The organism is Caballeronia sp. LZ028 (assembly GCF_031451415.1).
GTDB classification, from domain to species: domain Bacteria; phylum Pseudomonadota; class Gammaproteobacteria; order Burkholderiales; family Burkholderiaceae; genus Caballeronia; species Caballeronia zhejiangensis.
Window position 1 is genome coordinate 1 of record NZ_JARUXN010000015.1, and the last position, 22,248, is coordinate 22,248.

A 22,248-nucleotide genomic window follows, 5' to 3' on the forward strand; every position below is an offset into this window, starting at 1 on the left:
CGCGGCGAACATCTCGTACAACCTGCTGAAGACGGCGGCGGGAAGCGGCATCGCGATCGGGCCGATCCTGCTCGGCGCGGCGAAGCCGGTTCACGTGCTGACGTCGTCGGCCACGGTGCGGCGGATCGTCAATATGACGGCACTGATCGGTGCGTGCGCAAAGACCAAGGAGCGCCATGAGTGCAGATGACAGACTACATCGACTGATCGGAGGCGATCGCTTCTCGCAAAGGCCGAAAGGGAACTATAAAAACATCACACGGTGGGGAGATCTTGTCTTCGTCTCGGGCAAATCCGCGGGTAGATCCGTCGACGGCAAGATGCCCAAGGGCCGTTTAGGGCAAACGCTGTCGCTCGATGACGGGATCGCATTCGCACGTGAAGCGGCTCTCGAGCTACTGCTGACGCTGTGCGAAGAACTGGATCGCTCGAGCGCGTGCAACAAGTACTCGACATACAGGGCTTCGTCAATGCGGACGCTTAGTTCGAAGAACATGGGAAGGTACTCGATGGTGCTTCGGATGTTCTCGTTGACGTCCCCTTGGTGACGCGGGATTACACGCGCGTTCGGTTTTCGGATGCGCTTCATTGCGTGGAGGTCAGCCCGTGATCTTGCGTGCCGTGGTCGGACTGAAAACCTCACCGCAAGGAAAGCTGTTGATTTTCGCCGGATTCTCGCTGAAGCCTATCCTACAACGACGAAAATTCTCCGATTTCACTGATGCCGGACGACGGAGGATATCCGGTTTGAGGCATTAACATTGACTATCGTCAGGAGACCGCGTTGGGTCGCGATCTGCCCGAACCGGACCGGTCAATGGCGGACTACCTGTCGATCAACGTCGGAGCGGGGTCGGCCACGAGCCGCCTTTCGCGCGACGATTGAAGCGGTCAGTCGAACGGCTGTTGATTGCTCAATAGCTGCCGCCACGGCGGTCTGACCCGGGACCGCCTCGCGACGCGCGGTGAACCATGAGGGGCTCGGGCACATTAACGCTCGATTGCCTCACGAATCTTTTCGACCGCGACAAAGTACGGCCCCTTGCAATCCCGGATTCGCTGAAAGCAATGAATCCGGAAGTGTGGCGTCAACTGGCTGATGAGCTGCGCCAGTTCGATATCAATCGCGTCCATCGACTAGTCCGCCAAGTGTTTAATCGCGAAATCCACGAAGGCGCGAAGACGATGTAGCCGCCTGAGATCGCGATGGTACCCCATCCAGACGTCCCGATGCGGGGGCTCGTCGCTCAGATCGAGCCTTCGGATGGTATCGAGCTGATCACCGACAGGTCGCGGCAATACAGCAATGCCTAAGCCCCTGCCGCACATCTGCGCCTGGACGTTACGGTTATTTGACTGCAAAACCACGCTCGCGTTTGGGAAGCGACTCTTTAGCCAGTCAATATCCGGAAATGTGCCCGTCGACGTATCCATCGCGATCAGCCGCTGCCCCGCGCCATCACCTTCCACCGGATCGGCACTCGTGGTGGCCACGTAGACGCCGTACCGCATCCGGGCAAGACGTCGTTGCACGATATCAGGTCCATTGAATGGAACAATACGGAAAGCGACGTCTGCTTCGCGCTGTGCCAGATTGAACAGGCGTGTTCCTGTCAGCACCTCGATTTCAACAAGCGGATACTCGCGCGAATATTCGACAAGCACTGATGGCAGCACATAGGCGCCAAACCAGTCGGCCGACGACACCTTGAGTGTGCCCTCCATCTTCTGCTGCTCGCCGGTTAGCCGCCGCTCCATCGTCAGCGCGCTTTCCTCCATCTGCTCGGCAAGCGGAAGGATAGCCGTTCCCTCCTCGGTCAAAACGAAGCCGTCCGCGGTTCGCTGAAACAGCACCTGGCCCGTGGCCTGTTCGAGCGCGCGAAGCCGTCGCCCGATGGTCGGATGACTGAGCTGCAGCGCGCGTGCGGCGGCGCCGAGTGTCCCGGTCCTCGCGACCGCAAGGAAGATCCTGACATCGCTCCAATCCACCCCACCCCCACAATAGTGAACGACAAGGGTGCATTTTAGTGAATTGCCGAACGGAAATGAATTTGCAAAACTTCGATCCGTCGCATGTAGCAAGGCGCTCGGGAACAGCTGCCCGAGGCTTATCGAACAACAGGCAGAACGGGGATCGTCATGTCTTGCATCGCATCACCAACCGTGTATGTCACCTACGAAGGCACTCCGCACGACCGTTTTGACCGGAGCTACTACGTCGAACGCCATCTGCCGCTCGTAATGCAGGCATGGCGACGGTACGGTCTCGAGCGAATCGCGGCTTTCTTTCCCGCGCTGTCAGCCGCGGACACCGGCGTCGGCACTCTCGTGATCTGCGAATGCCGTTTTTGCGACGAGGCAGCAATTGAAGCAGCCTTCGGATCTCCGGAAGCTGTGGAAGTCATGGCCGACGTTACGGCCTTCACCGACATTTTCCCGACCCGCTTACGCGTCGCCCAGATCTGATCGGACCGATGCACAACTCGTGCGCCGCGCGCCGTCAAATTCTAAACAACGGAGAATGACCATGGCCTTTTGGAACAGTACAGTCCCGCGCACCGTGCGTCGCGGACACATGTGGATTCCGGGCGACCGGATCGAACAACACGGCGAGACGTACCAAAGCGGCCCGCTCTTTGTCGAGTGGGAAGCGCCGGAGCAGGTGAGTCGTCCGTGGCCAATTGTGCTGTTGCATGGAGGCGGCTATCAGGGAACCGAGTGGTTCGACACGCCGGATGGACGGCCAGGCTGGGCCCAGCGCCTCGTGGAAGCTGGTTATGCGGTTCTCGTCGCCGACCGTCCGGGACAAGGACGCTCGCCCTTTCACGTCGAGACGATGGGGCCGATGGGCCCGGCGTTTTCCTATGAACACGGCCGCCATATCTACTTCCCGACCGAATATGAAGGTCAGCACACGCAGTGGCCCTTTGCCCGCGACGACGACGCCGCGATGGACGAGTTCATCGCTGGCTATGGGCCGCTTCCCGCCGATCTCACGTTTTCCGAGGACATGGAGGCGGACCGGATCGCAAAGCTGTTGGACCGAATCGGCCCGGCGATCCTGCTGACGCACTCGGCGTCAGGGCCGGTCGGCTGGTTGGTGGCTGATCGTCGGCCGGGCCTCGTGAAGGCGATCATCGCAATCGAGCCGATGGGCCCTCCTTTCGCGGAAATTCCCAACATCGGATCGCTGACGTGGGGCCTCGCGGCGGCGCCGCTGAGTTGGGAGCCGCCGGTCGCATCGCCTGAAGAATTGCGCGCAGCCGCACCGGGTACGCATCGGCTGCCCGCGCTCGCCGGTTTGCCGATCGTCGCCGTCACGGCGGAGGCTTCCTCGTTCGCTGCTGCCAGTCGACCTGCAATCGAGCAACTCAAGGCAGCAGGCAGCCACGCCGAAGTACTGCATCTTCCCGACCATGGCGTGTTCGGTAACGGGCATGGACTCATCTATGAGAAAAACTCGGATGACGCGCTGCTGCCGGTATTGAACTGGCTAATCGAACACACGGAAGCACCGGACCCGGATCGAGCAAGATCGTGAAAAAACAAGGTTCATTACGGGCTGTTCCAGCGCCCTAGGTCAACACCTCGCGCGGGCTGTCGCGGCGCGAGGGGACCAACTGATAGCGACAGCCCGTGACGTGGGGACGCTGCGCGCACTCGCGCACGACTATCCGCAGACTGTGCACGTGTGCACGCTGGACGTCACGCTGATCGCGGTGGCGAGGCATCGGATCAGCGACTACGACCAAACTGCGGGCCAGCGACGCGCCTATCGCGACAGCAACGATGGCAAGCAGTCGGGCGACCCGGTCAAGGCTGTCACGTGATGCTGCGGGCCGTCGACAGCGAAGCGCCGCCGTCGCATTCGCCGTTGGTGCCAGTCGCCTACGGCATTGCCGAGCGCAAGCTGGTGGCGAAGACATCGACGCATGGCGTCAGGTCTCCGTCGCAACCGATTTCAGCTGAGACCCGGCAGTTTTGTCGGGCAGCACCTCGCTCGTTTGCCACCTCGTTAGGCAGCTAAATTATCTGGGAGAATCAAATGGAGATCGGAATCATCGGTCTAGGAGCAATGGGCCGGGAAATCGCCCGCAATCTGGTCGCCGCCGGTCATACCGTCACGGCATGGAATCGTTCCGGCGGGAATGTCGAGGGTGTGCGGATGGTCCAAACACCTGCGCAAGCATTGCAGGCCGATGTGGCCCTGACGATGCTGTCCGACGACCGGGCAATCCGCAACGTCCTGCTAGATACGAATCTGCTGTTGAAGACGCGGCCGGGCCTCGTACACGTCGTGGCGTCGACAATCTCCGTGGCGCTCGCGCGGGAGCTGGTGGAGCTTCACCGCGCGGCGGGTGTCGCCTATGTGGCGGCTCCTGTGCTGGGGCGGCCGGATGTCGCCGCCCGGGGCGAACTCAACGTCCTCACAGCAGGCGCGCCTACTGCGGTGGTAAAAGTAATGCCGGCGCTAAAAGTCATTAGCAAACAGGTCTGGGACCTGGGCGAAGAGCCGCCCGCGGCCTATGCCGCGAAGATTGCCTGCAACATGATGATCACAATGGCGATCGAGGCGATGGCCGAAGCCGTTGTTCTAACTCAGACGAACGGCCTTTCGCGAGAGCGCTTCTTCGAATTGATCCTGGGAACACTGTTCGGCAGTCGCCCTTATCAGACCTATTCCGGCAATATCATCCGCAACGAGTATCAACCTGGCTTCAAAGCGGTGCTTGGGTTGAAGGATCTCCGTCTCGCTGCCGAAGCAGCCGAACAGGCTGGGCGCGTGTTGCCGATGCTCGACGCCGTACATGGCCGGATGGCCGAAACCGTCGACGCTGGCATGGGCGATTGCGACTGGTCGGCAATCGCAGCCTTGACGGCGGATCCGGATGCGCAGAAGCGCATGATTGGCGCTGCTGCGAAGCCAAACGAGTAAACGAGATCGCATCATTTGCCGAGGAATGGGCCGCGTGAGCGTATCCGATTGACGGTGCTTTTGTGGTCAACCGGGTGCCGCACTTTGTGCATGCCGGAGCAAACCCGAATCGCTGCATTAATCTGACACCGGGCCCTGGCAGTTCCGAACGCGCGATCGGCGATAACGGGTCGCCTGCAGCCGACGGCCCTGTCCGGCGGGCGTCTACTAGGAATGCCAGGCTTGCGACAGGCGTCGAGCAATGCTGAACGTGCTCGGGCGGCTACCTTTGGCGTAACGATAAGCTCACTGTTCCCGAGCAGCCGGGCGTACCATTCGTCTATCGATCCCTTGAAAGTGTCATCGCCTGATCGCCTCGATTGACCTGCTGGCAATTTCCACGGTGCTCATCAACGAATCAAGCGGCACCGCATCGCGTGCCTGAATCGACAAGCCCTGGACGACGCTCGTTATATATCGCGCCCATGCAGCGCAATCGACATCCGCCCTGACTTGCCCTTCCTGTTTCCCGCGCTCGAGTCTCACTGTCGCCCTCTCGATCCCTTCGGCGCGAAGTTGGCGACCATATTCCGTTAGCGCGTCGTCGCCTGGCCATGCCTGCGCGAGGGTGATCATGCAACCGGGCGTCGCTGGATTATTCGAAAAAGCTCTCGCAGCATCGTGAAGTAGCCGGATCATCGCATCAACCGCGTTGTCTTCCTGCTCCAGTGCCCGCGCACCGAAGCCACCAATCGTTGCGCGATAGCGTTCCATCGCTTCGCGATACAGCGCTTCTTTGGACTCGAACGCGGCATAGAGACTTTGCGCCGAAATACCCATTGCGACGGTCAGCATCGGAATCGACGCGCCCGCGAAACCCTCGGCCCAGAACACGTGCATCGCGCGCTCCAGCGCGACGTCCCGATCAAAAGCGCGCGGACGGCCCCGCACCCTCCTATTTATCACATCGACCATTGTGATATTTACCAGAAGTCTGTATTATGGAACGGTCATTGTGACATATCTCGGGTCGAGCGGTGATGTGACCGGACCGCGCCCTTTCCCACCGATGCAAACCGGAGCCTTTCCATGCTGTTCGATTCGATAGCAGACTACTTCAAGCCGGAAGCGGTGTCGCAAGACACCATCGCGATAAATCAGCGCCTTAAGAAGATGCTCGCCGCCAGCGCCACGCCGGCGGATCTTGCCGCGTCGCGCGACGCGTACGTTAGCGGACGGCTAGGCATTCCCGTCGGACCACGCTCAACGCGCGCTCTGACGCGCGTGATCCCCGGTCCGCGGGGCGACATTGAACTGCGCATTCTGGTTCCGAAGGTCGTGCGCGGCGCTTACCTGTATATCCACGGCGGCGGCTGGATGATGGGTTCGAATGATCTTAGCGATGACCAGCTCGAGCTGATCGGACAGCGCGCAGGGCTCGTTGCCGTCAGCGTGCAATACCGGCTTGCGCCCGAGCACCCGTTTCCGGCGCCCGTCGACGATTGCGTCGCCGCAGCGCGCTGGCTGATTGCCAACGTGGAGAGCAAGTTCGGCGTGTCGTGGCTGGCGATCGGCGGCGAATCCGCAGGCGCACATCTGACTGCCGCGACCCTGCTGAGGCTGCGCGATGACGGACTCGGCAACGCGTATCGCGCCGCGAGCCTGATGTACGGGTGCTTCGATCTTTCAATTACGCCGAGCCTACGGTGCGCCGCGCCCGATACGCCCTTCGTGAATACTGCATCGGTGGCAGCGATGGTCGATGCCTTCCGTTCGAACGTCGACTCCCGCGATCCTGCCATCTCCCCTTTGTACGCCGACCTGTGCGGGCTGCCGCCGGCTCTCTTCTCCGTCGGCACGGCGGATTCGCTGGTCGATGACACCCTCTTCATGAACATGCGCTGGCAGGCTGCCGGTAATGATGCGCAACTTGCGATCTATCCTGGCGGCGTCCACGGCTTCAATTTTCTTGAAGGCGAACTGGCCTCATCCGCGAATGAGAAAGTAGCCAACTTCCTGAATCAGCTGAACCTGGCGGATAACGGACACCGCGCGTTCGATTCAGAAGAGCCTTTGACCTGCGACCACTGAAACAGACACGCTATGACGTTACGAGACCAACCGGCCTACATCATCAGGATGCGCGCCAAACCGGGGGCAGGCGACAAGTTATTTCAATTGGCGACCGCGGGCATGGAGCGGTCCGGGGCTTCCGACCGCTTCATCATTCTTCGCGAGGACGGGGAGCCAGACGTCTTATGGAACATCGAGGTGTTCAAGTCCGACGCGGCTAAGGCGGCCTATGAAAGCGGTCCGCTCGCGGACATGCTTCGCGACGAGATTCTGCAACTTCTAGAGGAGCCGCCGATGCGCATTGCGGCCCACCCTTACTCTGCCGCCCCTTGAATGAAGCATTGATGGCCACAGCGTCGCCGCACAAATCGAAGGGTGATTTGTGGCCCGTCAATGCTGCACCATATGGCCGCTGCAGTTCGGAAGCCGCCGTTTGCATGCTGCTGCCGGGACTGGCTCAAACGGGGGTGTCAAGAGCCAATGGTGTCCGCCGGACGGCCGCCGTTCAAGGATTGCGACAACCTTCTGAAGCATGGTTCCGGTTACAAATGTGCTTTCAGGCCCGTATCAACGCGTCCGCGCGCGCGGAATTTCGCCTTGCATGATGGCCCCAATCGGCACGCCTGAGATTTTTGAAGCGCCAACCTCCTCGCTCGGCAGATGTTCAGGCGAACGGAATGCGTAAGCACGATGGAGCGAGACGGCGCACGATCGACCCCGTGTGACCTTCCGCCTCGCGCAATAAACTCTGAGTCCCTCCAGAGGAGCCGTCACCGTCAGCGAGCGCGTAGTCCGGGTGAATAGCCTGAGACCAAAATACTGCCGCAGCCGCTGGGTGCTCTACTGCATCGAGCGCGCGACGAGTCCCTTCGCTTCGTTGCTGCTCGAATCGATCGAAAGCGCAGCGTTGGCATTTTGCCAGGCACACATGGCACGCTCCTGCACGACGCAACTGCGTGCCGCTTGCAAGGCCGCATTGCGAGCCCTCTCCCGCGACAGAAAATCCTGCTTGAGCCGAAGGGCCTCGGGATTGTCAGGCTGCAACGAAAGCGCCCAAGAAATGCCGGACCGCGCCAGTTGCAGGTTGTTTTTTTGGAGACCGTCGTGCGCTCGTGCGAGGGCAAGCGGCATCAATTTCAGATTTTTGTCAGCGGATAACTTGTCACTCGGCGGCGGCGCTTCCGAGCTTGGGGCGATCGCCGGAACCTTCGGCATGGTCCTGGCCTGCGCGGGCCGATTCAAGTCGTTCGACGTCACCGTGCCTCTCGCGGCGATCGATCTCGTCGGATCCTCCTGCGCGTTATGGCTCTGAATCGAGAACAAGAGCCCCGATCCGCCGATCAGCACGAAGGCCGACGCAAGCGTCAGCACTGCCCCCTTTTTCATGCTCCGACGACCGGCATCGCGGCGCGGTGACGGATGGACCTCATCGTCGGGATAGACGGCGTCGTTCGATGCGAACGAGAATGCATTTTGCCGCGGCCACGGCGGCGGGTTAGCTGGAACATTAACACGCGCGTTCGGTGCGCCGTGCGCTGCCGCTCTGGGCTTCCTGGCGGCGGGCGCACTGTCGCCAACCACAAACCGCTCAGGCGCGCCGCAACGAGGACATGCCGGAATCGGCCGCAGCACCTTGCCACCGCAGCGTGCGCATGTACCCGTGACACTTGCGGCACGAACGTCCTGATCGTTCATCTGAACTCTTCTCCTTGTGAAGTCGAACGAAACATCAGACCGGAGAAGTGCTTGATGCGACTGGCATGACGGGCACAGGTGGCCGTTCGATCGATATGGGAGGGCTGTCTTCGTCGCGATGACGAGGTCGACTAGCGCTGTTAGTTTAACATCGGCCGCTCGGGCGCATCTTTACGCGATCGCCATGGGACGTTAGCGATAGAGCGACGGGACGTCTTAATACCGGTATCCATATTACTTACTGAGGACCGAAAAGGTCCTTGATCAACAGTCAAACCGACCGCGTCGAATAAGCAGTCGAATAGTTGAGTGAAGCGCACGACCGATTCGGGCTATGGTTCTTCATTGCGCATAACAGCCAGGCGGGCGCCTTCGCATCGGACTCCAATCGAATCTCAGCCTTTGCTGCCTAAAACGTCAAATCCGCTAGATTTGGAAATGACGGACGGCCGAAAGCCTGCCGCGTCGGCTATGCGGACACTCTGCGTCTCGGCGAAGCTTGGGCGTAGCGTGTTCTGCGTCAGCGTGATGGCGCGTTCGGGTGTGTTGGACTGTGCGCGTGGTAAAGCGATTCTGGGATCAATGAACGCCGCAGCGAACGTCAACTGTCGATTAGTCTTCCATGCCGTCAACATCGACTTCCAGGCGGCGTCGCACGGCGTTTCCGCGACATCCCTGCCGCTCCTCTTAAGGTTTGTTCGACGCCTGCCTATGCCGCCTGCCCGCAAGCGCGAGGCAGCGTATGCGGGCAGGCGTTGGACAAACCTGAAGGGAGGAAACCGCGGAGTGCTCCGATGCAATAGGAGTTTTCGGGTCTATGGCGATTGATCGACCAGGAGAACCTGCGGAACTACGGGATGCGCGGTCCGGCGGTGTGCCGAGTGAACGCTAATGATGTGCCGACGGGGTGCAGTCGTGCAATCGTGATGTCGGATCGAAGGTGTGAGGGAATGCGGGGAGCGACAGGCGCGAACGTCCGCTCGTGGGCCCCGTTGCCGCAGAGCCGACGATGGGGTTGCTCGTCCTGGAACAGTTGCGTTCATGTCTCGGCCCGACGCGTGGGTGGTGCGCGGATCGGTGCGGTGCGCGCAAGGATATCGATGACGATCATCGGTGCGCCGCAGTGACGGCAGATGAAGGCAGGTCGCGTTTCGATGACGGTTTCGTGGGGTGATGGGTCGACTCCGGGCGTGACGTCCAGCAGTTCACGCACCTTCGCGAGACTGGCGCGGCGCACCGGGTTGGCAAGCAATCCGTAGTGACGGATACGATGGAAGCCGCTGGGCAACACATGGAGCAGGAAGCGGCGCATGAACTCGCCGGTTTCGAGAGTCATGGTCTTGTAGCGAGTGCGTCCCGTTGCACGGTAGTCCTTCCAGCGGAAGGTGACGCCGCGTTCATCGAATGCGAGCAGGCGCTGGTTGGAGATCGCCACGCGGTGCGTATAACGCGATAGATACGCCAGCACCGCTTCGGGTCCTGCAAAGGGGCGCTTTGCGTAGACGACCCATTCGCAGGCACGTAGCGGTGCAAGCCAGGCGTCAAAGACAGCTGGGTCGGCCAGTTCAGCGTACTGGCTGAAGAACTGCAGGTGGCCATGCCGGTGTGCGTCCGTAAGCGCTTCGAGGAAGCGCCTGCGGAACAGGCGCGAGAGCACACGCACCGGCAGGAAGAAGCCGGGCCGGCAGGCGCCGGGTGAAAGCCTTGCAACGGATGCTGACCCGCACGTTGTCCGCAAAGCTGTACGCGGTACGACGTGTTACGCAGAATCAAGGTGCGCGAACGGCCGGAGTCGATCGCGAACTGTGGGATTCGCCTGAGAGCCGGTGGGAAGCTATCGGCAGGTTGAAGCGGCGTGGGTACAAGCCTTTGCCATTACGGAGAGTCTTTATCCCCAAGGCCAATGGAAAGGAGCGCCCTTTGGGCATTCCGACCATGCGAGACAGGGCGATGCAAGCCCTGTATCTGCTGGCCTTGGAGCCGGTGTCGGAATCGACGAGTGATCCGAACTCTTATGGGTTCAGACTCAATCGCTCGACAGCCGATGCCATGTCGCAGATATTCGTCGCAATGTCCCAAAAGGGCTCGGCCCGATGGGTGCTGGAAGCGGATATCAAAGGCTGCTTTGACTGGATCAACCACGACTGGTTAGAAAGCCATGTCCCGATGGACAAGGAGATCCTCCGCAAGTGGTTGAGGGCTGGCCTGATTTACAAGGGGCAGCTACAGGCGACCGAGGCCGGTACGCCGCAGGGGGGCATCATCTCCCCGACGCTGGCAAATGTGACGCTGAACGGGCTGGAGCGTGAACTGATTGGGCACCTCGGTGCGACGTTGGGAATCGCGAAAGCCAAGAAGCTGAAAGTGAATGTGGTGCGATACGCGGATGACTTCGTGATCACCGGCGACTCGAAAGAGATTCTGGAAAACGAGGTCAGGCCTTGGGTGGAAGCATTCCTTGCTGTTCGGGGCTTGCAACTGTCCGAGACAAAAACGCGGATCACTCACATTGACGAAGGCTTCGATTTCCTTGGGTGGAATTTCCGGAAGTACTCGGGAAAGCTGCTCATCAAGCCGAGCAAGAAGAACGTGCAGACGTTCTATCGCAAGGTGTCGGAAACGATCAGCGGTAACAAGACGGTGAAGCACGAGGATTTAATCCGATTGCTGAATCCGATGCTACGGGGTTGGGCGCAATATCACAGCCCCGTCGTAGCTAAGCAGGCATACAGCCGCATGGAGTCTCTGATCTTCCGAAGACTTTGGTGGTGGTCAAAACGGCGACATCCAAACAAGGGTGCTGAATGGGTGAGGAAGAAATACTTTCATTCCAATGGCACTCGACACTGGATTTTTGCTGTTCCTGTAGTTCGAGACGATGGCAGTAACGGCTTGACCGAGTTGTACCAGCTTCGCGGTACATCGATCAGGCGGCATCGCAAGATCAAAGGCGACTTCAATCCTTTTGATCTTGGTTGGGAGCAGTATGGCGAACAATTGCGACAGGCGCGCATGGAAGTATCAATGCGTCATCGCAAGCAATGGGTTTCGCTATACCTATCGCAAGGCGGGCTGTGTGCGCACTGCGGCGGTGCTCTGACACGAGAGACCGGTTGGCACGATCATCATCTGGAATACCGGATGCATGGTGGTTCCGACGGCCTCTTCAATCGAGTGCTATTGCATCCCGACTGCCACCGACAAGTGCATGTAGGTAAAATTGCGCTAACTAAGCCGGCCCGGTCATAAAACTGGGCTTTGTACGTAGATTGGAGCCGTATGCGGGGAAACTCGCACGTACGGTTCTTAGGGGGCTCTCCTTCTGCGAAGAAGGGGGGCTACCCTCCTCACGGTACTTGAACGCGGAGCCTATCCCGAGGGGTTTGCTCAATCATCGCATATCGAGTTGCAGCCTGAATCGAAGCAGCTAGTCGTTGCCTATGACCTGCCCGAATGCGACAAAATTGTCCCGACGATAAAATCGGTCAAATACGTTAAAGCCTCGGATTCATTCACCGAATCTGCACGTCCTGACAGCCAACGACGTACGATGTACGCCGATGCAGTGGCCCAAACCACGTTGCGGTCGCTTCACGAAATCTTTGCATCGGATGCTGTCGGACACGTTGAGACAGTCGTCTTTAATGGGTATGTCGATTCAATCGACAGAGGTACTGGCAAGCCTATTCGGCCTTGCATCATAACCGTTCGCGCCACGCGAGAAGTATTCCAGGACATCGACCTAGCGCATGTCGATCCGCTAACCTGCTTGAAATCGCTGAACGCCTCAGTTTCGAAGAGTGCGGCAGAGCTAGCGCCTGTACGGCCCGTGCTTGAGCTAAACATGACTGACCCTCGCTTCATCGATGAAGGCGACGTGCTTTCTACGCTCGATCAGCGGCCCAATTTGATGGACCTCACGCCTGGCGAGTTCGAATCACTGATTACCAATCTGTTCCATGCGATGGGTTTGGAGTCGCGTCAGACGCAGGCCTCCAGGGACGGCGGCGTGGATTGTGTGGCGTTTGACCCGCGTCCCATCTTTGGGGGTAAGGTCGTGATCCAAGCGAAACGATACAAAAACACCGTGGGAGTGAGCGCCGTCCGCGACCTGTACGGTACGATGCAAAACGAAGGCGCGTCGAAGGGCATTTTGGTTGCGACCAGCGGCTACGGGAAGGCGGCTTTTGAGTTCGCCAACGGCAAGCCTATTGAACTCCTAGCCGGTAGCAATCTACTGTAAGCACCCGGGGAAGGCATCTTGACGGGGCAATCGCTGAAACCATCAAGCAGTGGTCGGCGTCCAGCGATGAGGAAGAAGTTGCGTGATGTCGGCGGCACGGTGTGTCGGCAAGCGCGTCAGCACGTTCTTCAGGTAAGCCAGCGGATCGTGCCCGTTTAGTTGTGCCGAGCGGATCAATGTCATGATCGCGGCCGCGCGTTTTCCGGCACGCAGGGATCCTGCGAACAACCAGTTCGACCGCCCCAGGGCCCATGGACGTATTTGATTCTCGACCCAATTATGCCGACTCCTCGATTATGCCGCGTCATGCATGCACGGACACAACGGTTGGCGGATCTCTGTTCCCGGTCACTCCGGTTGTCGGCATTATCAGAGGGCCTCCAGGAAGGCGAGCAACGGATCTGGAGGTTTGTAGCGTGTCGGTGCAACGCCACTCGCCGTCGCGTGCGCGAGCGCCCGTTCCTTGAGTTGCATGTCGGCGTGCAAATAGATCTGAGTAGTCTCGGAGGACTCGTGCCCGAGCCAGAGTGCGATCACGGTCAGGTCGACGCCGTGATGCATCAGGCTCATCGCGGCCGTGTGCCGAAGCGTATGAGGCGTTATTGATTTCTTCTTCAGCGAGGGGCACGAGAGGCGCGCGATTTCGGCGTTGCGCGACACGAGTTGCTGAAGAGCATCAGCACTGAGATGACCGCCGCGCGAACTGGGGAAGACCGGATCGCCTGGTTCGCCTGGTTGATACAGCAGCCACTGTTTCAGGACGGCAACTACATCGGGTCGCAGCGGAGTACATCTCATCTTTCTGCCTTTGCCGAGGCAACGAACGTGGGCGCCTGTCCCGAGCGCCACATCCTGACGCCGGAGTGCGGTCAATTCGCTATTGCGCAGACCCGTTTGAACCGCTACAAGAAGCAGCGTTCGGTCGCGGTTGCCGATCCAGTTTCGTACGTCAGGCGCCCCTACCAGGGGTAATCGTCCTTTTCGTGCAAAATCTGGCGGTTTCACTCCAACCCCTTCATTACAAGGCTCTCGCGGCGATTCTGACAATGGTGGTCAACTCAAAACGGCGTCTGCGGTAACATACCAAGCCGCGAATCTGGATCGCGCCGTTTCGGGGGGAGTCAGGACATGCCAGGCCTGGAACTTCGCTATGTGGGACAGGATCGCCTACCCACCCGGTTGACGGAATTTGATGTCGAACGTTACTTCGCGCTCACCGAACATGATGTCGCGGCGATCAACGCGCGCTTCCGGCACGACCGACGCCCGGGTGCCGCGATTCAGTTGGTCTTTCTGCGGGCGAGCGGTCATACTCTTGACCATGTTGGCACCTTGCCGCGCCAGTTGCTGCGGTACGTCGGTGAGAGGCTCGACCTACCTACCCCGACGATTGCCTCGCTTCGTACGCTCTATCGACGCTACAAGACGCAGTACGAGCATCAGATCTGGGCTTGCGAATATCTCGGACTGAGGTCAATCGAGACGGGCCATTGGGCGGAACTCGAAGCATGGATGCGACGAGATGCCACCGAGTCCATTACGCTCGACGAGCTGTTCCAGCATGCTCATTACTGGCTATATGAGCGGCGGATCCTGATACCCGCCGAGCGGACCCTTCGAGATCTCGGGCGTTCCATTTGGTCGGACATCGAGCGCGACGTCCTCGCCATGATCGAGGCGACTGTCACAGAAACACAGCTGATACGTGCCGATGCCGTCCTCGCTACCCAAGAGGAAACCTCCGGCATGAGCGTTCTCGAATGGCTAAAAACACCCCCTGCCCGTCACAGTCCTTCGACCCTCACCGAGACTCTCGCGAAGGTCCGTTTCCTCAAGGAGCTCGGTGCACATGAGTGGGCGCTTGATTCAGTGCCAATCGAGAAGCAGCGTGCGTATGCACAACGCATTCAGGCCCGCCGTCCTGCAAAGGTTCGCGAACTCAAGGCGTCGACCCGCACAATCGAGCTGATCTGTTTCCTGCGTGTGACCCTGCTCGATCTGACGGACGCGCTGCTCTATCAAACGGGGCGTCGAGTCTCCGATCTTGTGCGGCAGGCTTACGACCGCACCACTGTCCGCCAGGCACGATCAGCAATCGAGTACAGGCAGAAGTTGGTCGCGATCAAAGCGCTTGTTCAGGATCACGAACGGCCGGCGGAAGACCGCATCGCCGAGATTTCCAGGCTGCTTGGTGACGTCACGGACAAACCACCCACGAGCCATGCAGCCAGCGTGCGAGAAGCGCTTACCGACGATTATCTGCGCATGCGCAACTTGCTGGGTCCGTTACGAGAGTTGCAATTCGCCGGCCGGGATGCGGAACCGAGCCTGCGGCAGCTCGATCTCATCGGCGCTCTCCATGATAGCGGCACCACCGAATTGCCGCCCGACTGCGACGTGCCGGTCAGTGTCGGCTGGCGTGATCTAGTCAAGGGCGACGATCGGGCACGTGCACTGCGTGCGTTGGAAGCCTCGGCAATCACGGGTCTGCGAAAGGGACTCCGCCGCGGTTCCGTGTGGATCAACCATAGTTTGTCGTTCCGGGAGCGTGACCAGTTGCTGATCCCACCCGTGCAATGGGAAAAGGAACGAGACCGATACGTATCGTCGCTTGGCTTGCCGGCAACGGCCGAGCCTTTCCTCGAACGCCTGACGGAACATTTGAAGGCTGGTCTGGCAGCGCTGGAGGAAGGGCACGAGACAGGACGCGTGGCGATCGGCGCCGACGGCGCGCTGCATCTGACGACGATCGAGGCGTTGCCGATCGATGGCATACCGAAACGCACGCGGGATCTGATATTCAGAGAAATTGGCACTGCGCAGTTTGCCGACGTGATCATGGAGATGGATGCTCACACAGGCTTCAGCGAAGTGCTGCTTTCACGCAAGGCGCGCAATGCGGACGAACTCATCGCGCTGTACGCCGCGCTGATCGCCCACGGCACGGAAGTTGATGCAAAGAACGTCGCGGCTATGATCCCGCAACTGGATCCGACGCATATTTCGACGGCTATGCGCTCCCTCGAGATGCCTGGTCGGTTGCCGCGTGCCAACGAGCGCGTCGTGGAATTCCAACGCACGCACGCCATTACGGAACTTTGGGGTACGGGACGACGGGCATCGAGCGACTCGATGAGCCTGGATACGTCACCGCACCTCTTCTATGCCCGGGTCGATCCGCGACGTCGGACCCATGCGGTGGGCATGTACACACACGTGCTAGACCAGCACGGCATTGTCTATAACCAGCCGATCGTGCTGAACGAGCGCCAAGCAGGCGTAGCGATCGAGGGCGTAGTGCGTCACAACGAGAACCGTGATGACGGCGGACTGCTGCGGCTTTCAGTAGACACGCACGGATATACGAACGTGGGGATGACGGTGTCGAAGCTGCTTGGTTTCGACCTCTGCCCGCGTCTGCGCAACCTCTCGGAACGCAAGCTATATTTGCCGAGAGGCATTGCTGCTCCCGATAAACTGGCGGCAGTCGTTGCCTACGAGAGCTCCCACAAGGCGATTTGCGAGGGCTGGGACGAATTGCTTCGCCTTGTCGCGTCGATTTACTCGGGACGCTTGAGCGCTATTGTCGCGTTGCAGCGATTCGGTAGCGCAGCGCAGGGCGACCCCGTATTCCGTGCCGCCGACCGTCTCGGCAAGCTGCTACGTACGCTATTTCTTTGCGACTACTTCAGCAACACGGAATTTCGTCGTGAGATGCACACACTGCTCAACCGCGGTGAATCGGTTCATCAGCTGCAGCGCGCGATCTACACCGGCAAGGTCGCGCCAGAGCGTGGACGCCGTCGCGACGAAATGATCGCGATATCCGGCTCGTTGACGCTGCTAACGAACGTGGTGATTGCGTGGAACACGCAGCGCATGCAGGCAACCCTCGACGCCTGGCAAAAGAAGGGGCAAGGGATTGACGATGACTGGCTGCGGCGACTGGGACCGGCGCACTTCGCGCATTTAAATTTCCGCGGGACTCTGAGCTTTCCGATCGACCGCTACCGCGAGATGCTTTTGGATGCGGCGCCGTGGCAACGCACGGCCGGATCGTGAGTCTTTGAGGAGGGGGCGATGGACATCAATCTTGACGCTATTGATGAGGTGGTGCTCGCGCTGCTCCACCTGAATTTGTGCGACGGAAATCGCGCCTGGAAAAGCTTCGACTGGTCTGCGCTGAACCGCTTGCACGAGAAGGGCTTTATTCGCGACCCGGTCAACCGCTCAAAATCGGTGGGGCTGACCGACGACGGCTTGCGCGAAGCGGAGCGGTTGTTCGCAAAGTACTTTGGGCGCTCGCCAAGCCCCGAAACCGAGGCCAAACCAACGTAATCAACGTCGGTGCCCGTCGACAATCGAATCGTGCAGTACCGCTCCGGCCCCGCGGAAAAGGCGAATTTCGACGAGCAACTCTTCGATCGTGATGTTCGTCAATGGAAGCGCACCCGGGAAACCAGATTCGGCGCAGTACATACGTACACGCGATGCGACGAGTCGCGAAAACGCCAGATTTTGCATCAAAAGGACCGGATTCAACTATCTCAACATTCAGTCAAGCGTCTGATTTTAAAGGCGATTTAGAAAAAAGCCGCCAGATTTTGCACGAAAAGGACGATTACCCCATCTCGCGCTGGCCGCCGGCCGTCGCACAGGGCGGTCTCAGGAGGTGGAGTCCGAGCGGCACGGTCACGTCCGCATCGCTGCGCTCATGAGTGCGGACCGGCTGCTGGGCGCCATGCTCATCAGAACCGGGCGACCCATGACGCCCACCCAGGTTCGAACCTTCGAGCGCGGCGCGCTCGTGGCGGGTGTCGTTCTCCTGTCGCAGGAACGCAGCGAACTGGTCACGAGCAACGAATCCGCCGCCGCCATTCGCGCGCTGGTGAGCTGGCAGCAGGAAAGCGCGTCTGCGCTTCAGTCGCGCACCAGGCCTTTCGGGCTGACGCTGACCGGCGCCTTGCGTCTGACCGTGCTGGACGTGGGGGAAAGGGACATCGAGTACGCGCTGCGAAAAGTGCGCGCGAGCGTTCCCTATGGCACCTTGCTGGAGAAATTCGAGGGCTCGATGGTTGCGGTCTGTGCGGAAGAAACCTTCCCGCAAGTGGAGAAGGTCTTGCGCTACGCACTGTTGAAAGACGAACGCCTGAACACCCTGGCCGTGTTCTCCGATGAACTGCCGGATGTGAGCGTACTGCCGAGAAGCTTCAAGTCGCTCAGGGACGGCATCGATATCCTCAAGGCGCTCGGACGTTCTCGTGAAATGGTCATCGAGGATGCACTCACCATGTACTCGCTGCTCTTCGAGCAGCGCAAGGCTGCGGACATATCGGGTTTTATCGCCGCGACCGTCGGACGCCTGGTCGCTCATGACGAACGAAGGCACACCGATCTGGCGGGAACGCTGCTCGCCTATCTTGAGCACGCGCAGAATGCAAAGTCGGCCGCCGACTTCCTGAGCGTTCACGTGAATACCTTGCGGCAGCGGCTCGATGCAGTGGATGGGCTGCTCCCGGGATGGAGAGAAGGAGGACGCTTCCTCGAACTTCATGTCGCCCTTCGCCTGCACACGCTGAGAAAAGGAATGGCGGCGTAACCCGTAGTAAGGAGGAGCCGCCACAGTACAAGAACCGCCAGTCGGAAGCACTCTCCAGCGTGCACGGCACCATCCTTGTGACCGGCGTCGAGTGGTGCTCAAGGGCTGGAGATCGCTCATCCGGATAGCCAAAGCCCAACGCTTGAGGCAGGATACTGCTACCTTCCCATCACCTGTCACTCCAAATAGATGGATGTTCGCCAACTGAAGTACTTCGTCGCCATCATCGATTCAGGCAGCATGTCGAAGGCCGCCGAGCGCTTGTTCGTCGCTCAGCCGTCACTCAGCCAGATGATGGTCACACTGGAAACTGAACTGGCGGAACCGCTCCTGATCCGCAGCCCACAAGGCGTCACCGCTACCGAGGCCGGCAAGGCGTTGTATCAGCTCGCACGCGACGTCCTGCGGCGCATGGACGAGATTCCACAGCGCGTCAGATCGGGCGGCGGCAGCGAATCGGGGACCGTTGCCATCGGCTTTCCCACCACCATCGCCTCCGTGCTCGCCACGCCGCTGTTCAACAGCATTGCCCGCACCTATCCCGGCATCCGCCTGCAGATCTTCGAGAGCATGAGTGGCTACATCACCGAACTGCTCGCCAACGGCCGGCTCGACCTCGCCATCCTGTTCCGCGATACCGAAAGCCTCGGCGTCTCGGTGCATCCGCTTTTCGACGAGGATTTGTACGTGGTGGGCGGCACCATCGAGGGCCTGCCCGAAGAGGCCGACACCTGTTCGCTTGCGTTGCTCGCAAACATGCCCATGGTCGCGCCGGGCCGCGCGAACGGGCTGCGGCTGCTGATCGAGCGGACCTTCTTTCAGGCGGACGTTGATCTGAACATCGTGGCCGACATCGACTCCCTGCCGACCATGCTCGAAATCGCCGAGTCCGGCATGGCCTGCACGGTGCTGCCCGCGTCGGCGCTGGCGCGCCGTCAGTTCCAGAAGCAACCGCGCATCGCACGCATCGAGGCGCCCCGGATGACGCGCGCCGCGAGCCTCTGCTGGTCCAAGGCCGTGCCGATGATCGCCGCCACGCAAGCCGTGCGCAACACGATGATAGAGTTGATCCGCGAGTTGCAGGAAAGCGGCGTGTGGCAGGGAATTACGTTGCGGGCTTAGAACCTTTGTTGGCCGGCACGGCAAGGATGCGTTCGGCCTTGCGCAGGACGGGCGCATCGACCATCTTTCCATCGACGGTCGTGGCCGCGCCGCCGCTCGCCGCGAGTGCGTCGATCACCCGCTGTGCCCACGCCCGCTCTTCCGCGGTGGCGTCGAACGCCGCGTGCACGGACGCAATCTGCCGTGGATGGATGCACAGCTTCGCGCCGAAGCCGAGATTGCGCGCGTACAGCGTTTCATCGTGGATGCGGTCTGTATCGTCGAGGGTCTCGGTCACGCCGTCCACCGGCGCATCCAGTCCCGCCAGCACGGATTCGAACGTCAGCATCGAACGGAAGAACAGCAGTTCCTTGCCCGCGCCGCGCATGCCGGTGTCCACCTGAAAGTCGAGCATGCCGAACAGCAGGCGCGCCACGCGCGGCGCACGCGCGATCTCGCGCAACGCCGCGAATCCGGCGGCGCTCTCGATGAGCGGCAGCAGCACCGCGCCCTCCGGCAGACGCGCGGCCAGTGCATGCAGCTGTGCGCCCTCCGCCGCCTTCGAAACGACGACGCCCTTCAGCCCGCCTTGCGCGGCGAGACAGGCGATGTCGTCGGCGTAGTACGGCGTGTCCATCGCGTTGATGCGCACATACGCGCGGCCGCCCTGCTCAAGCCACGCGCCGACCGCCTCGCGCGCCGCTGCCTTCTCCGCAGGCGCGACCGCATCCTCGAAGTCGAGAATGACGGCGTCCGCGCCGCTTGCGCAGGCCTTGTCGAAACGCTCGGGCCGGTTGCCGGGGACGAACAGGTAGCTGCGTTCGCTCATGGACGTGTCACGGCCGTCACGCATTCGTTGCATAGTCTTCGTTCTCCGAGCGCGCGAAACCCAGTTCCTTCAGGATCGCCTCCGTATGCTCGCCGAGCGCGGGAATCGGGTCCATGCGCGGCATGAAGGCGTCCGGCACGCCGGGCGGGTACATCGCCGGCATCTTGCCCGCCGGGCTGTCCACCGTCGTCCAGCGCTTGCGCGCTTCGAGCTGCGGGTGCTGCCATACGCCATGCATGTCGTTGACGTTGGCGTTCGCAATGCCCGCCGCATCCAGGCGCGCGATGATCTCCGCGCCGGTCATCGCGGACATCGTCGCGGTGATGATCGCGCGCAATTCGCCCTTGTGCGTCACGCGCTTGTGATTGGCGTCGAAGCGCGGGTCGGTGGTCAGTTCCGGCTGTTGCAGCACCTGACGGCAGAAGACATCCCATTCGCGCTCGTTCTGCAGGCCCAGCATGACGGTGCTGCCGTCGCCCGCATCGAACGGTCCGTACGGAAAGATGGTCGCGTGCGAAGCGCCCGAGCGCGGCGGCGGGCTCTGTTCGTCCATCGCGTAGTAGAGCGGGAAGCTCATCCACTCCGCCATGCTTTCGAGCATCGAGACGTCGATGCGGCAGCCCTCGCCTGTCTTCTGCCGCCGCAGCAGCGCCGCCAGCACGTTGGTGAACGCATACATGCCTGCCGCGATGTCCGCAACCGAACAGCCCGCCTTCGCGACCTCGTCGCCGGAACCGGTGACGGACAGGAAGCCCGCCTCGCTCTGGATCAGCAGGTCGTACGCCTTCTTGTCGCGATACGGACCGTCCGGCCCGTAGCCGCTGATGTTGCAGACGATCATGCGCGGATAGCGCTCGCGCAACGCCTCGTAGCTCAGGCCCAGCCGGTCCGCCGCGCCCGGCGCGAGATTCTGCACGAGCACGTCGGTATCGGCGAGCAGCGCGTGCAGGATGGCATCGGCATCGGCGCTCTTCAGATCCAGCGCGAAGCTCTCCTTCGAGCGGTTCGTCCACACGAAGTGCGACGACATGCCCCGCGCGCGCTTGTCATAACCGCGCGCGAAGTCGCCGACATCGGGCCGCTCGATCTTGATGACGCGCGCGCCCAGATCGGCGAGCTGCCGTGTGCAGAACGGCGCGGCGATCGCGTGCTCCAGGGCGACAACCTTGATTCCGTCGAGCGGCCGCATGCTTGGCTCCTGTAGTGTTGTGTGTCGATGCGCGTTCAGCGGACGAACCGGTTGACGTAGTCCGCGCCCAGCCCGATGCGCTCGTAATGCGCGCGGCAGCTCTCGATCTTGGTGAAGACGTCTTCATAGCCGATCGCCTTGCCCTTCTCGTCGAGATAGACATAGCCGCCGGTCGCGTGGAACAGCGTGATCATTTCCTTCACGTCTTCCGGCACGAACAGCGTGTGGATCTCGCCCGGCGGCTCGAAGGCATAGCCGCCCGCCTCCGCGACCCAGTCGTGTTCGAGGTAGTACCAGCGGCCCTTGATCGGGAACGCATGCACCGGCCCCGTGTGATGGTGCACGGACAGCACGCCCGAGCGCCGCACGCGCAGCAGGTTGATGAAATAGCCCTGCGTGGCGTGCAGCATGATGGGCTTGAAGCTGACGCCTTCCGATTGCGGCACCCACAGATGGTCGTCGTCTTCGGCGCCGGAGATGGCGGCGGGCAGCACCAGCCCCTGCGCATCGTGGAATTCGCGCGGATACTTGAAGGCCGCCGGTTCCGGCAGGCCGTTGTTGCGGTTCATGGCTCGATCGTTCATGTTCGTGGGACCCTTATGTT

General features: G+C 60.8%; 20 protein-coding genes and 3 pseudogenes. 13 read left to right on the top strand and 10 right to left on the bottom strand.

The annotated features are described in order from the left end of the window. The coding region (locus QCE58_RS32110) for a phosphate acyltransferase (RefSeq protein WP_309780926.1) at window positions 1-190 on the top strand (190 nt) is incomplete at its 5' end. Between the two features lie 800 nt (window positions 191-990). Here the strand turns inward: QCE58_RS32110 and QCE58_RS32115 are convergent. Together QCE58_RS32115 and QCE58_RS32120 are read right to left on the bottom strand one after the other, a co-directional pair. Next, window positions 991-1,134 (bottom strand): hypothetical protein, encoded by a 144-nt coding sequence (locus QCE58_RS32115; protein WP_309780928.1) that lies wholly within the window; start codon window positions 1,132-1,134, stop codon window positions 991-993. Window positions 1,135-1,137: 3 nt separating this feature from the next. Then, window positions 1,138-1,989 (bottom strand): LysR family transcriptional regulator, encoded by an 852-nt coding sequence (locus QCE58_RS32120; RefSeq protein WP_250519122.1) that lies wholly within the window; start codon window positions 1,987-1,989, stop codon window positions 1,138-1,140. A 150-nt stretch (window positions 1,990-2,139) separates the two neighbouring features. Here QCE58_RS32120 and QCE58_RS32125 point away from each other — a divergent pair, with 150 nt between their 5' ends. The 4 genes from QCE58_RS32125 (at window position 2,140) to QCE58_RS32140 (ending at window position 4,936) form a co-directional block, all read left to right on the top strand. Beyond that, window positions 2,140-2,466, top strand: coding sequence for an EthD family reductase (locus QCE58_RS32125; RefSeq protein ID WP_309780931.1), 327 nt, complete (start codon window positions 2,140-2,142; stop codon window positions 2,464-2,466). Between the two features lie 61 nt (window positions 2,467-2,527). Then, the gene (locus QCE58_RS32130) at window positions 2,528-3,541 is read left to right on the top strand and encodes an alpha/beta hydrolase (protein ID WP_309780933.1); all 1,014 of its coding nucleotides are present in this window, start codon (window positions 2,528-2,530) and stop codon (window positions 3,539-3,541) included. Window positions 3,542-3,641: 100 nt separating this feature from the next. Further along, window positions 3,642-3,830, top strand: a complete 189-nt coding sequence (locus QCE58_RS32135; RefSeq protein WP_309780934.1) for a hypothetical protein — start codon at window positions 3,642-3,644, stop codon at window positions 3,828-3,830. 215 nt (window positions 3,831-4,045) lie between these two features. Further along, window positions 4,046-4,936, top strand: coding sequence for an NAD(P)-dependent oxidoreductase (locus tag QCE58_RS32140; protein WP_309780937.1), 891 nt, complete (start codon window positions 4,046-4,048; stop codon window positions 4,934-4,936). 339 nt (window positions 4,937-5,275) lie between these two features. Here QCE58_RS32140 and QCE58_RS32145 read toward each other — a convergent pair whose 3' ends face one another. Beyond that, window positions 5,276-5,815 (bottom strand): TetR/AcrR family transcriptional regulator, encoded by a 540-nt coding sequence (locus tag QCE58_RS32145; protein WP_309780939.1) that lies wholly within the window; start codon window positions 5,813-5,815, stop codon window positions 5,276-5,278. 189 nt (window positions 5,816-6,004) lie between these two features. Between QCE58_RS32145 and QCE58_RS32150 the strand changes: the two genes are divergently transcribed. Together QCE58_RS32150 and QCE58_RS32155 are read left to right on the top strand one after the other, a co-directional pair. Further along, entirely contained in the window at window positions 6,005-7,006 is a 1,002-nt protein-coding gene (locus tag QCE58_RS32150; RefSeq protein WP_309780942.1) for an alpha/beta hydrolase, read from the top strand. A gap of 12 nt (window positions 7,007-7,018) precedes the next feature. Then, window positions 7,019-7,321, top strand: a complete 303-nt coding sequence (locus tag QCE58_RS32155) for a hypothetical protein (protein ID WP_309780945.1) — start codon at window positions 7,019-7,021, stop codon at window positions 7,319-7,321. 507 nt (window positions 7,322-7,828) lie between these two features. On the opposite strand, the gene QCE58_RS32160 is transcribed toward QCE58_RS32155, so the two are convergent. Beyond that, entirely contained in the window at window positions 7,829-8,683 is an 855-nt protein-coding gene (locus QCE58_RS32160) for a hypothetical protein (protein WP_309780948.1), read from the bottom strand. 1,039 nt (window positions 8,684-9,722) lie between these two features. Then, window positions 9,723-10,373 (bottom strand): annotated as a pseudogene (locus tag QCE58_RS32165) (transposase); the annotation flags it as partial. On the opposite strand from QCE58_RS32165, the pseudogene ltrA reads away from it, so the two are divergent. Both ltrA and QCE58_RS32175 read left to right on the top strand, forming a co-directional pair. Then, a pseudogene (ltrA, locus tag QCE58_RS32170) lies at window positions 10,373-11,932 on the top strand (group II intron reverse transcriptase/maturase); the annotation flags it as partial. The pseudogenes QCE58_RS32165 and ltrA sit on opposite strands and share 1 nt — an antisense overlap. A gap of 595 nt (window positions 11,933-12,527) precedes the next feature. Further along, complete coding sequence (locus tag QCE58_RS32175) at window positions 12,528-12,926, top strand: restriction endonuclease (RefSeq protein WP_309780949.1); 399 nt, start codon at window positions 12,528-12,530, stop codon at window positions 12,924-12,926. Between the two features lie 42 nt (window positions 12,927-12,968). Here the strand turns inward: QCE58_RS32175 and QCE58_RS32180 are convergent. Both QCE58_RS32180 and QCE58_RS32185 read right to left on the bottom strand, forming a co-directional pair. Beyond that, a pseudogene (locus tag QCE58_RS32180) lies at window positions 12,969-13,208 on the bottom strand (transposase domain-containing protein); the annotation flags it as partial. A gap of 87 nt (window positions 13,209-13,295) precedes the next feature. Continuing rightward, window positions 13,296-13,931, bottom strand: a complete 636-nt coding sequence (locus tag QCE58_RS32185; protein WP_309780951.1) for a tyrosine-type recombinase/integrase — start codon at window positions 13,929-13,931, stop codon at window positions 13,296-13,298. A 123-nt stretch (window positions 13,932-14,054) separates the two neighbouring features. Here QCE58_RS32185 and QCE58_RS32190 point away from each other — a divergent pair, with 123 nt between their 5' ends. The 4 genes from QCE58_RS32190 (at window position 14,055) to QCE58_RS32205 (ending at window position 19,647) form a co-directional block, all read left to right on the top strand. Continuing rightward, the gene (locus QCE58_RS32190; protein ID WP_309780953.1) at window positions 14,055-16,988 is read left to right on the top strand and encodes a Tn3 family transposase; all 2,934 of its coding nucleotides are present in this window, start codon (window positions 14,055-14,057) and stop codon (window positions 16,986-16,988) included. A gap of 18 nt (window positions 16,989-17,006) precedes the next feature. Beyond that, the gene (locus tag QCE58_RS32195) at window positions 17,007-17,264 is read left to right on the top strand and encodes a DUF6429 family protein (RefSeq protein WP_309780955.1); all 258 of its coding nucleotides are present in this window, start codon (window positions 17,007-17,009) and stop codon (window positions 17,262-17,264) included. A 427-nt stretch (window positions 17,265-17,691) separates the two neighbouring features. Beyond that, window positions 17,692-18,525: a helix-turn-helix domain-containing protein gene (locus QCE58_RS32200; RefSeq protein WP_309780958.1), complete on the top strand. Its 834-nt coding sequence runs from the start codon at window positions 17,692-17,694 to the stop codon at window positions 18,523-18,525. A 189-nt stretch (window positions 18,526-18,714) separates the two neighbouring features. Next, window positions 18,715-19,647 carry a LysR substrate-binding domain-containing protein gene (locus QCE58_RS32205; protein ID WP_250518752.1) on the top strand — a complete coding sequence of 311 codons (933 nt, stop codon included), beginning with the start codon at window positions 18,715-18,717 and terminating at the stop codon, window positions 19,645-19,647. Here the strand turns inward: QCE58_RS32205 and QCE58_RS32210 are convergent. From QCE58_RS32210 to QCE58_RS32220, 3 genes are read right to left on the bottom strand one after another with little or no spacing between them, the layout of a single operon-like run. Next, window positions 19,631-20,455 carry a CoA ester lyase gene (locus tag QCE58_RS32210; protein ID WP_250518751.1) on the bottom strand — a complete coding sequence of 275 codons (825 nt, stop codon included), beginning with the start codon at window positions 20,453-20,455 and terminating at the stop codon, window positions 19,631-19,633. The genes QCE58_RS32205 and QCE58_RS32210 overlap by 17 nt on opposite strands. A gap of 16 nt (window positions 20,456-20,471) precedes the next feature. Beyond that, entirely contained in the window at window positions 20,472-21,644 is a 1,173-nt protein-coding gene (locus QCE58_RS32215) for a CaiB/BaiF CoA-transferase family protein (RefSeq protein WP_250518750.1), read from the bottom strand. Between the two features lie 35 nt (window positions 21,645-21,679). Continuing rightward, window positions 21,680-22,213 carry a 2,4'-dihydroxyacetophenone dioxygenase family protein gene (locus QCE58_RS32220; protein WP_250518749.1) on the bottom strand — a complete coding sequence of 178 codons (534 nt, stop codon included), beginning with the start codon at window positions 22,211-22,213 and terminating at the stop codon, window positions 21,680-21,682. Between the last annotated feature and the right edge of the window lie 35 nt (window positions 22,214-22,248).

Coding starts and splice junctions, on each gene's coding strand:
- QCE58_RS32115 (WP_309780928.1), bottom strand. CDS start 1,134: ATGGACGCGATTGATATCGAACTGGCGCAGCTCATCAGCCAGTTGACG.
- QCE58_RS32145 (WP_309780939.1), bottom strand. CDS start 5,815: ATGCACGTGTTCTGGGCCGAGGGTTTCGCGGGCGCGTCGATTCCGATG.
- QCE58_RS32130 (WP_309780933.1), top strand. CDS start 2,528: ATGGCCTTTTGGAACAGTACAGTCCCGCGCACCGTGCGTCGCGGACAC.
- QCE58_RS32210 (WP_250518751.1), bottom strand. CDS start 20,455: ATGAGCGAACGCAGCTACCTGTTCGTCCCCGGCAACCGGCCCGAGCGT.
- QCE58_RS32190 (WP_309780953.1), top strand. CDS start 14,055: ATGCCAGGCCTGGAACTTCGCTATGTGGGACAGGATCGCCTACCCACC.
- QCE58_RS32220 (WP_250518749.1), bottom strand. CDS start 22,213: ATGAACCGCAACAACGGCCTGCCGGAACCGGCGGCCTTCAAGTATCCG.
- QCE58_RS32160 (WP_309780948.1), bottom strand. CDS start 8,683: ATGAACGATCAGGACGTTCGTGCCGCAAGTGTCACGGGTACATGCGCA.
- QCE58_RS32150 (WP_309780942.1), top strand. CDS start 6,005: ATGCTGTTCGATTCGATAGCAGACTACTTCAAGCCGGAAGCGGTGTCG.
- QCE58_RS32155 (WP_309780945.1), top strand. CDS start 7,019: ATGACGTTACGAGACCAACCGGCCTACATCATCAGGATGCGCGCCAAA.
- QCE58_RS32195 (WP_309780955.1), top strand. CDS start 17,007: ATGGACATCAATCTTGACGCTATTGATGAGGTGGTGCTCGCGCTGCTC.
- QCE58_RS32140 (WP_309780937.1), top strand. CDS start 4,046: ATGGAGATCGGAATCATCGGTCTAGGAGCAATGGGCCGGGAAATCGCC.
- QCE58_RS32200 (WP_309780958.1), top strand. CDS start 17,692: ATGACGCCCACCCAGGTTCGAACCTTCGAGCGCGGCGCGCTCGTGGCG.
- QCE58_RS32125 (WP_309780931.1), top strand. CDS start 2,140: ATGTCTTGCATCGCATCACCAACCGTGTATGTCACCTACGAAGGCACT.
- QCE58_RS32215 (WP_250518750.1), bottom strand. CDS start 21,644: ATGCGGCCGCTCGACGGAATCAAGGTTGTCGCCCTGGAGCACGCGATC.
- QCE58_RS32175 (WP_309780949.1), top strand. CDS start 12,528: ATGACTGACCCTCGCTTCATCGATGAAGGCGACGTGCTTTCTACGCTC.
- QCE58_RS32205 (WP_250518752.1), top strand. CDS start 18,715: ATGGATGTTCGCCAACTGAAGTACTTCGTCGCCATCATCGATTCAGGC.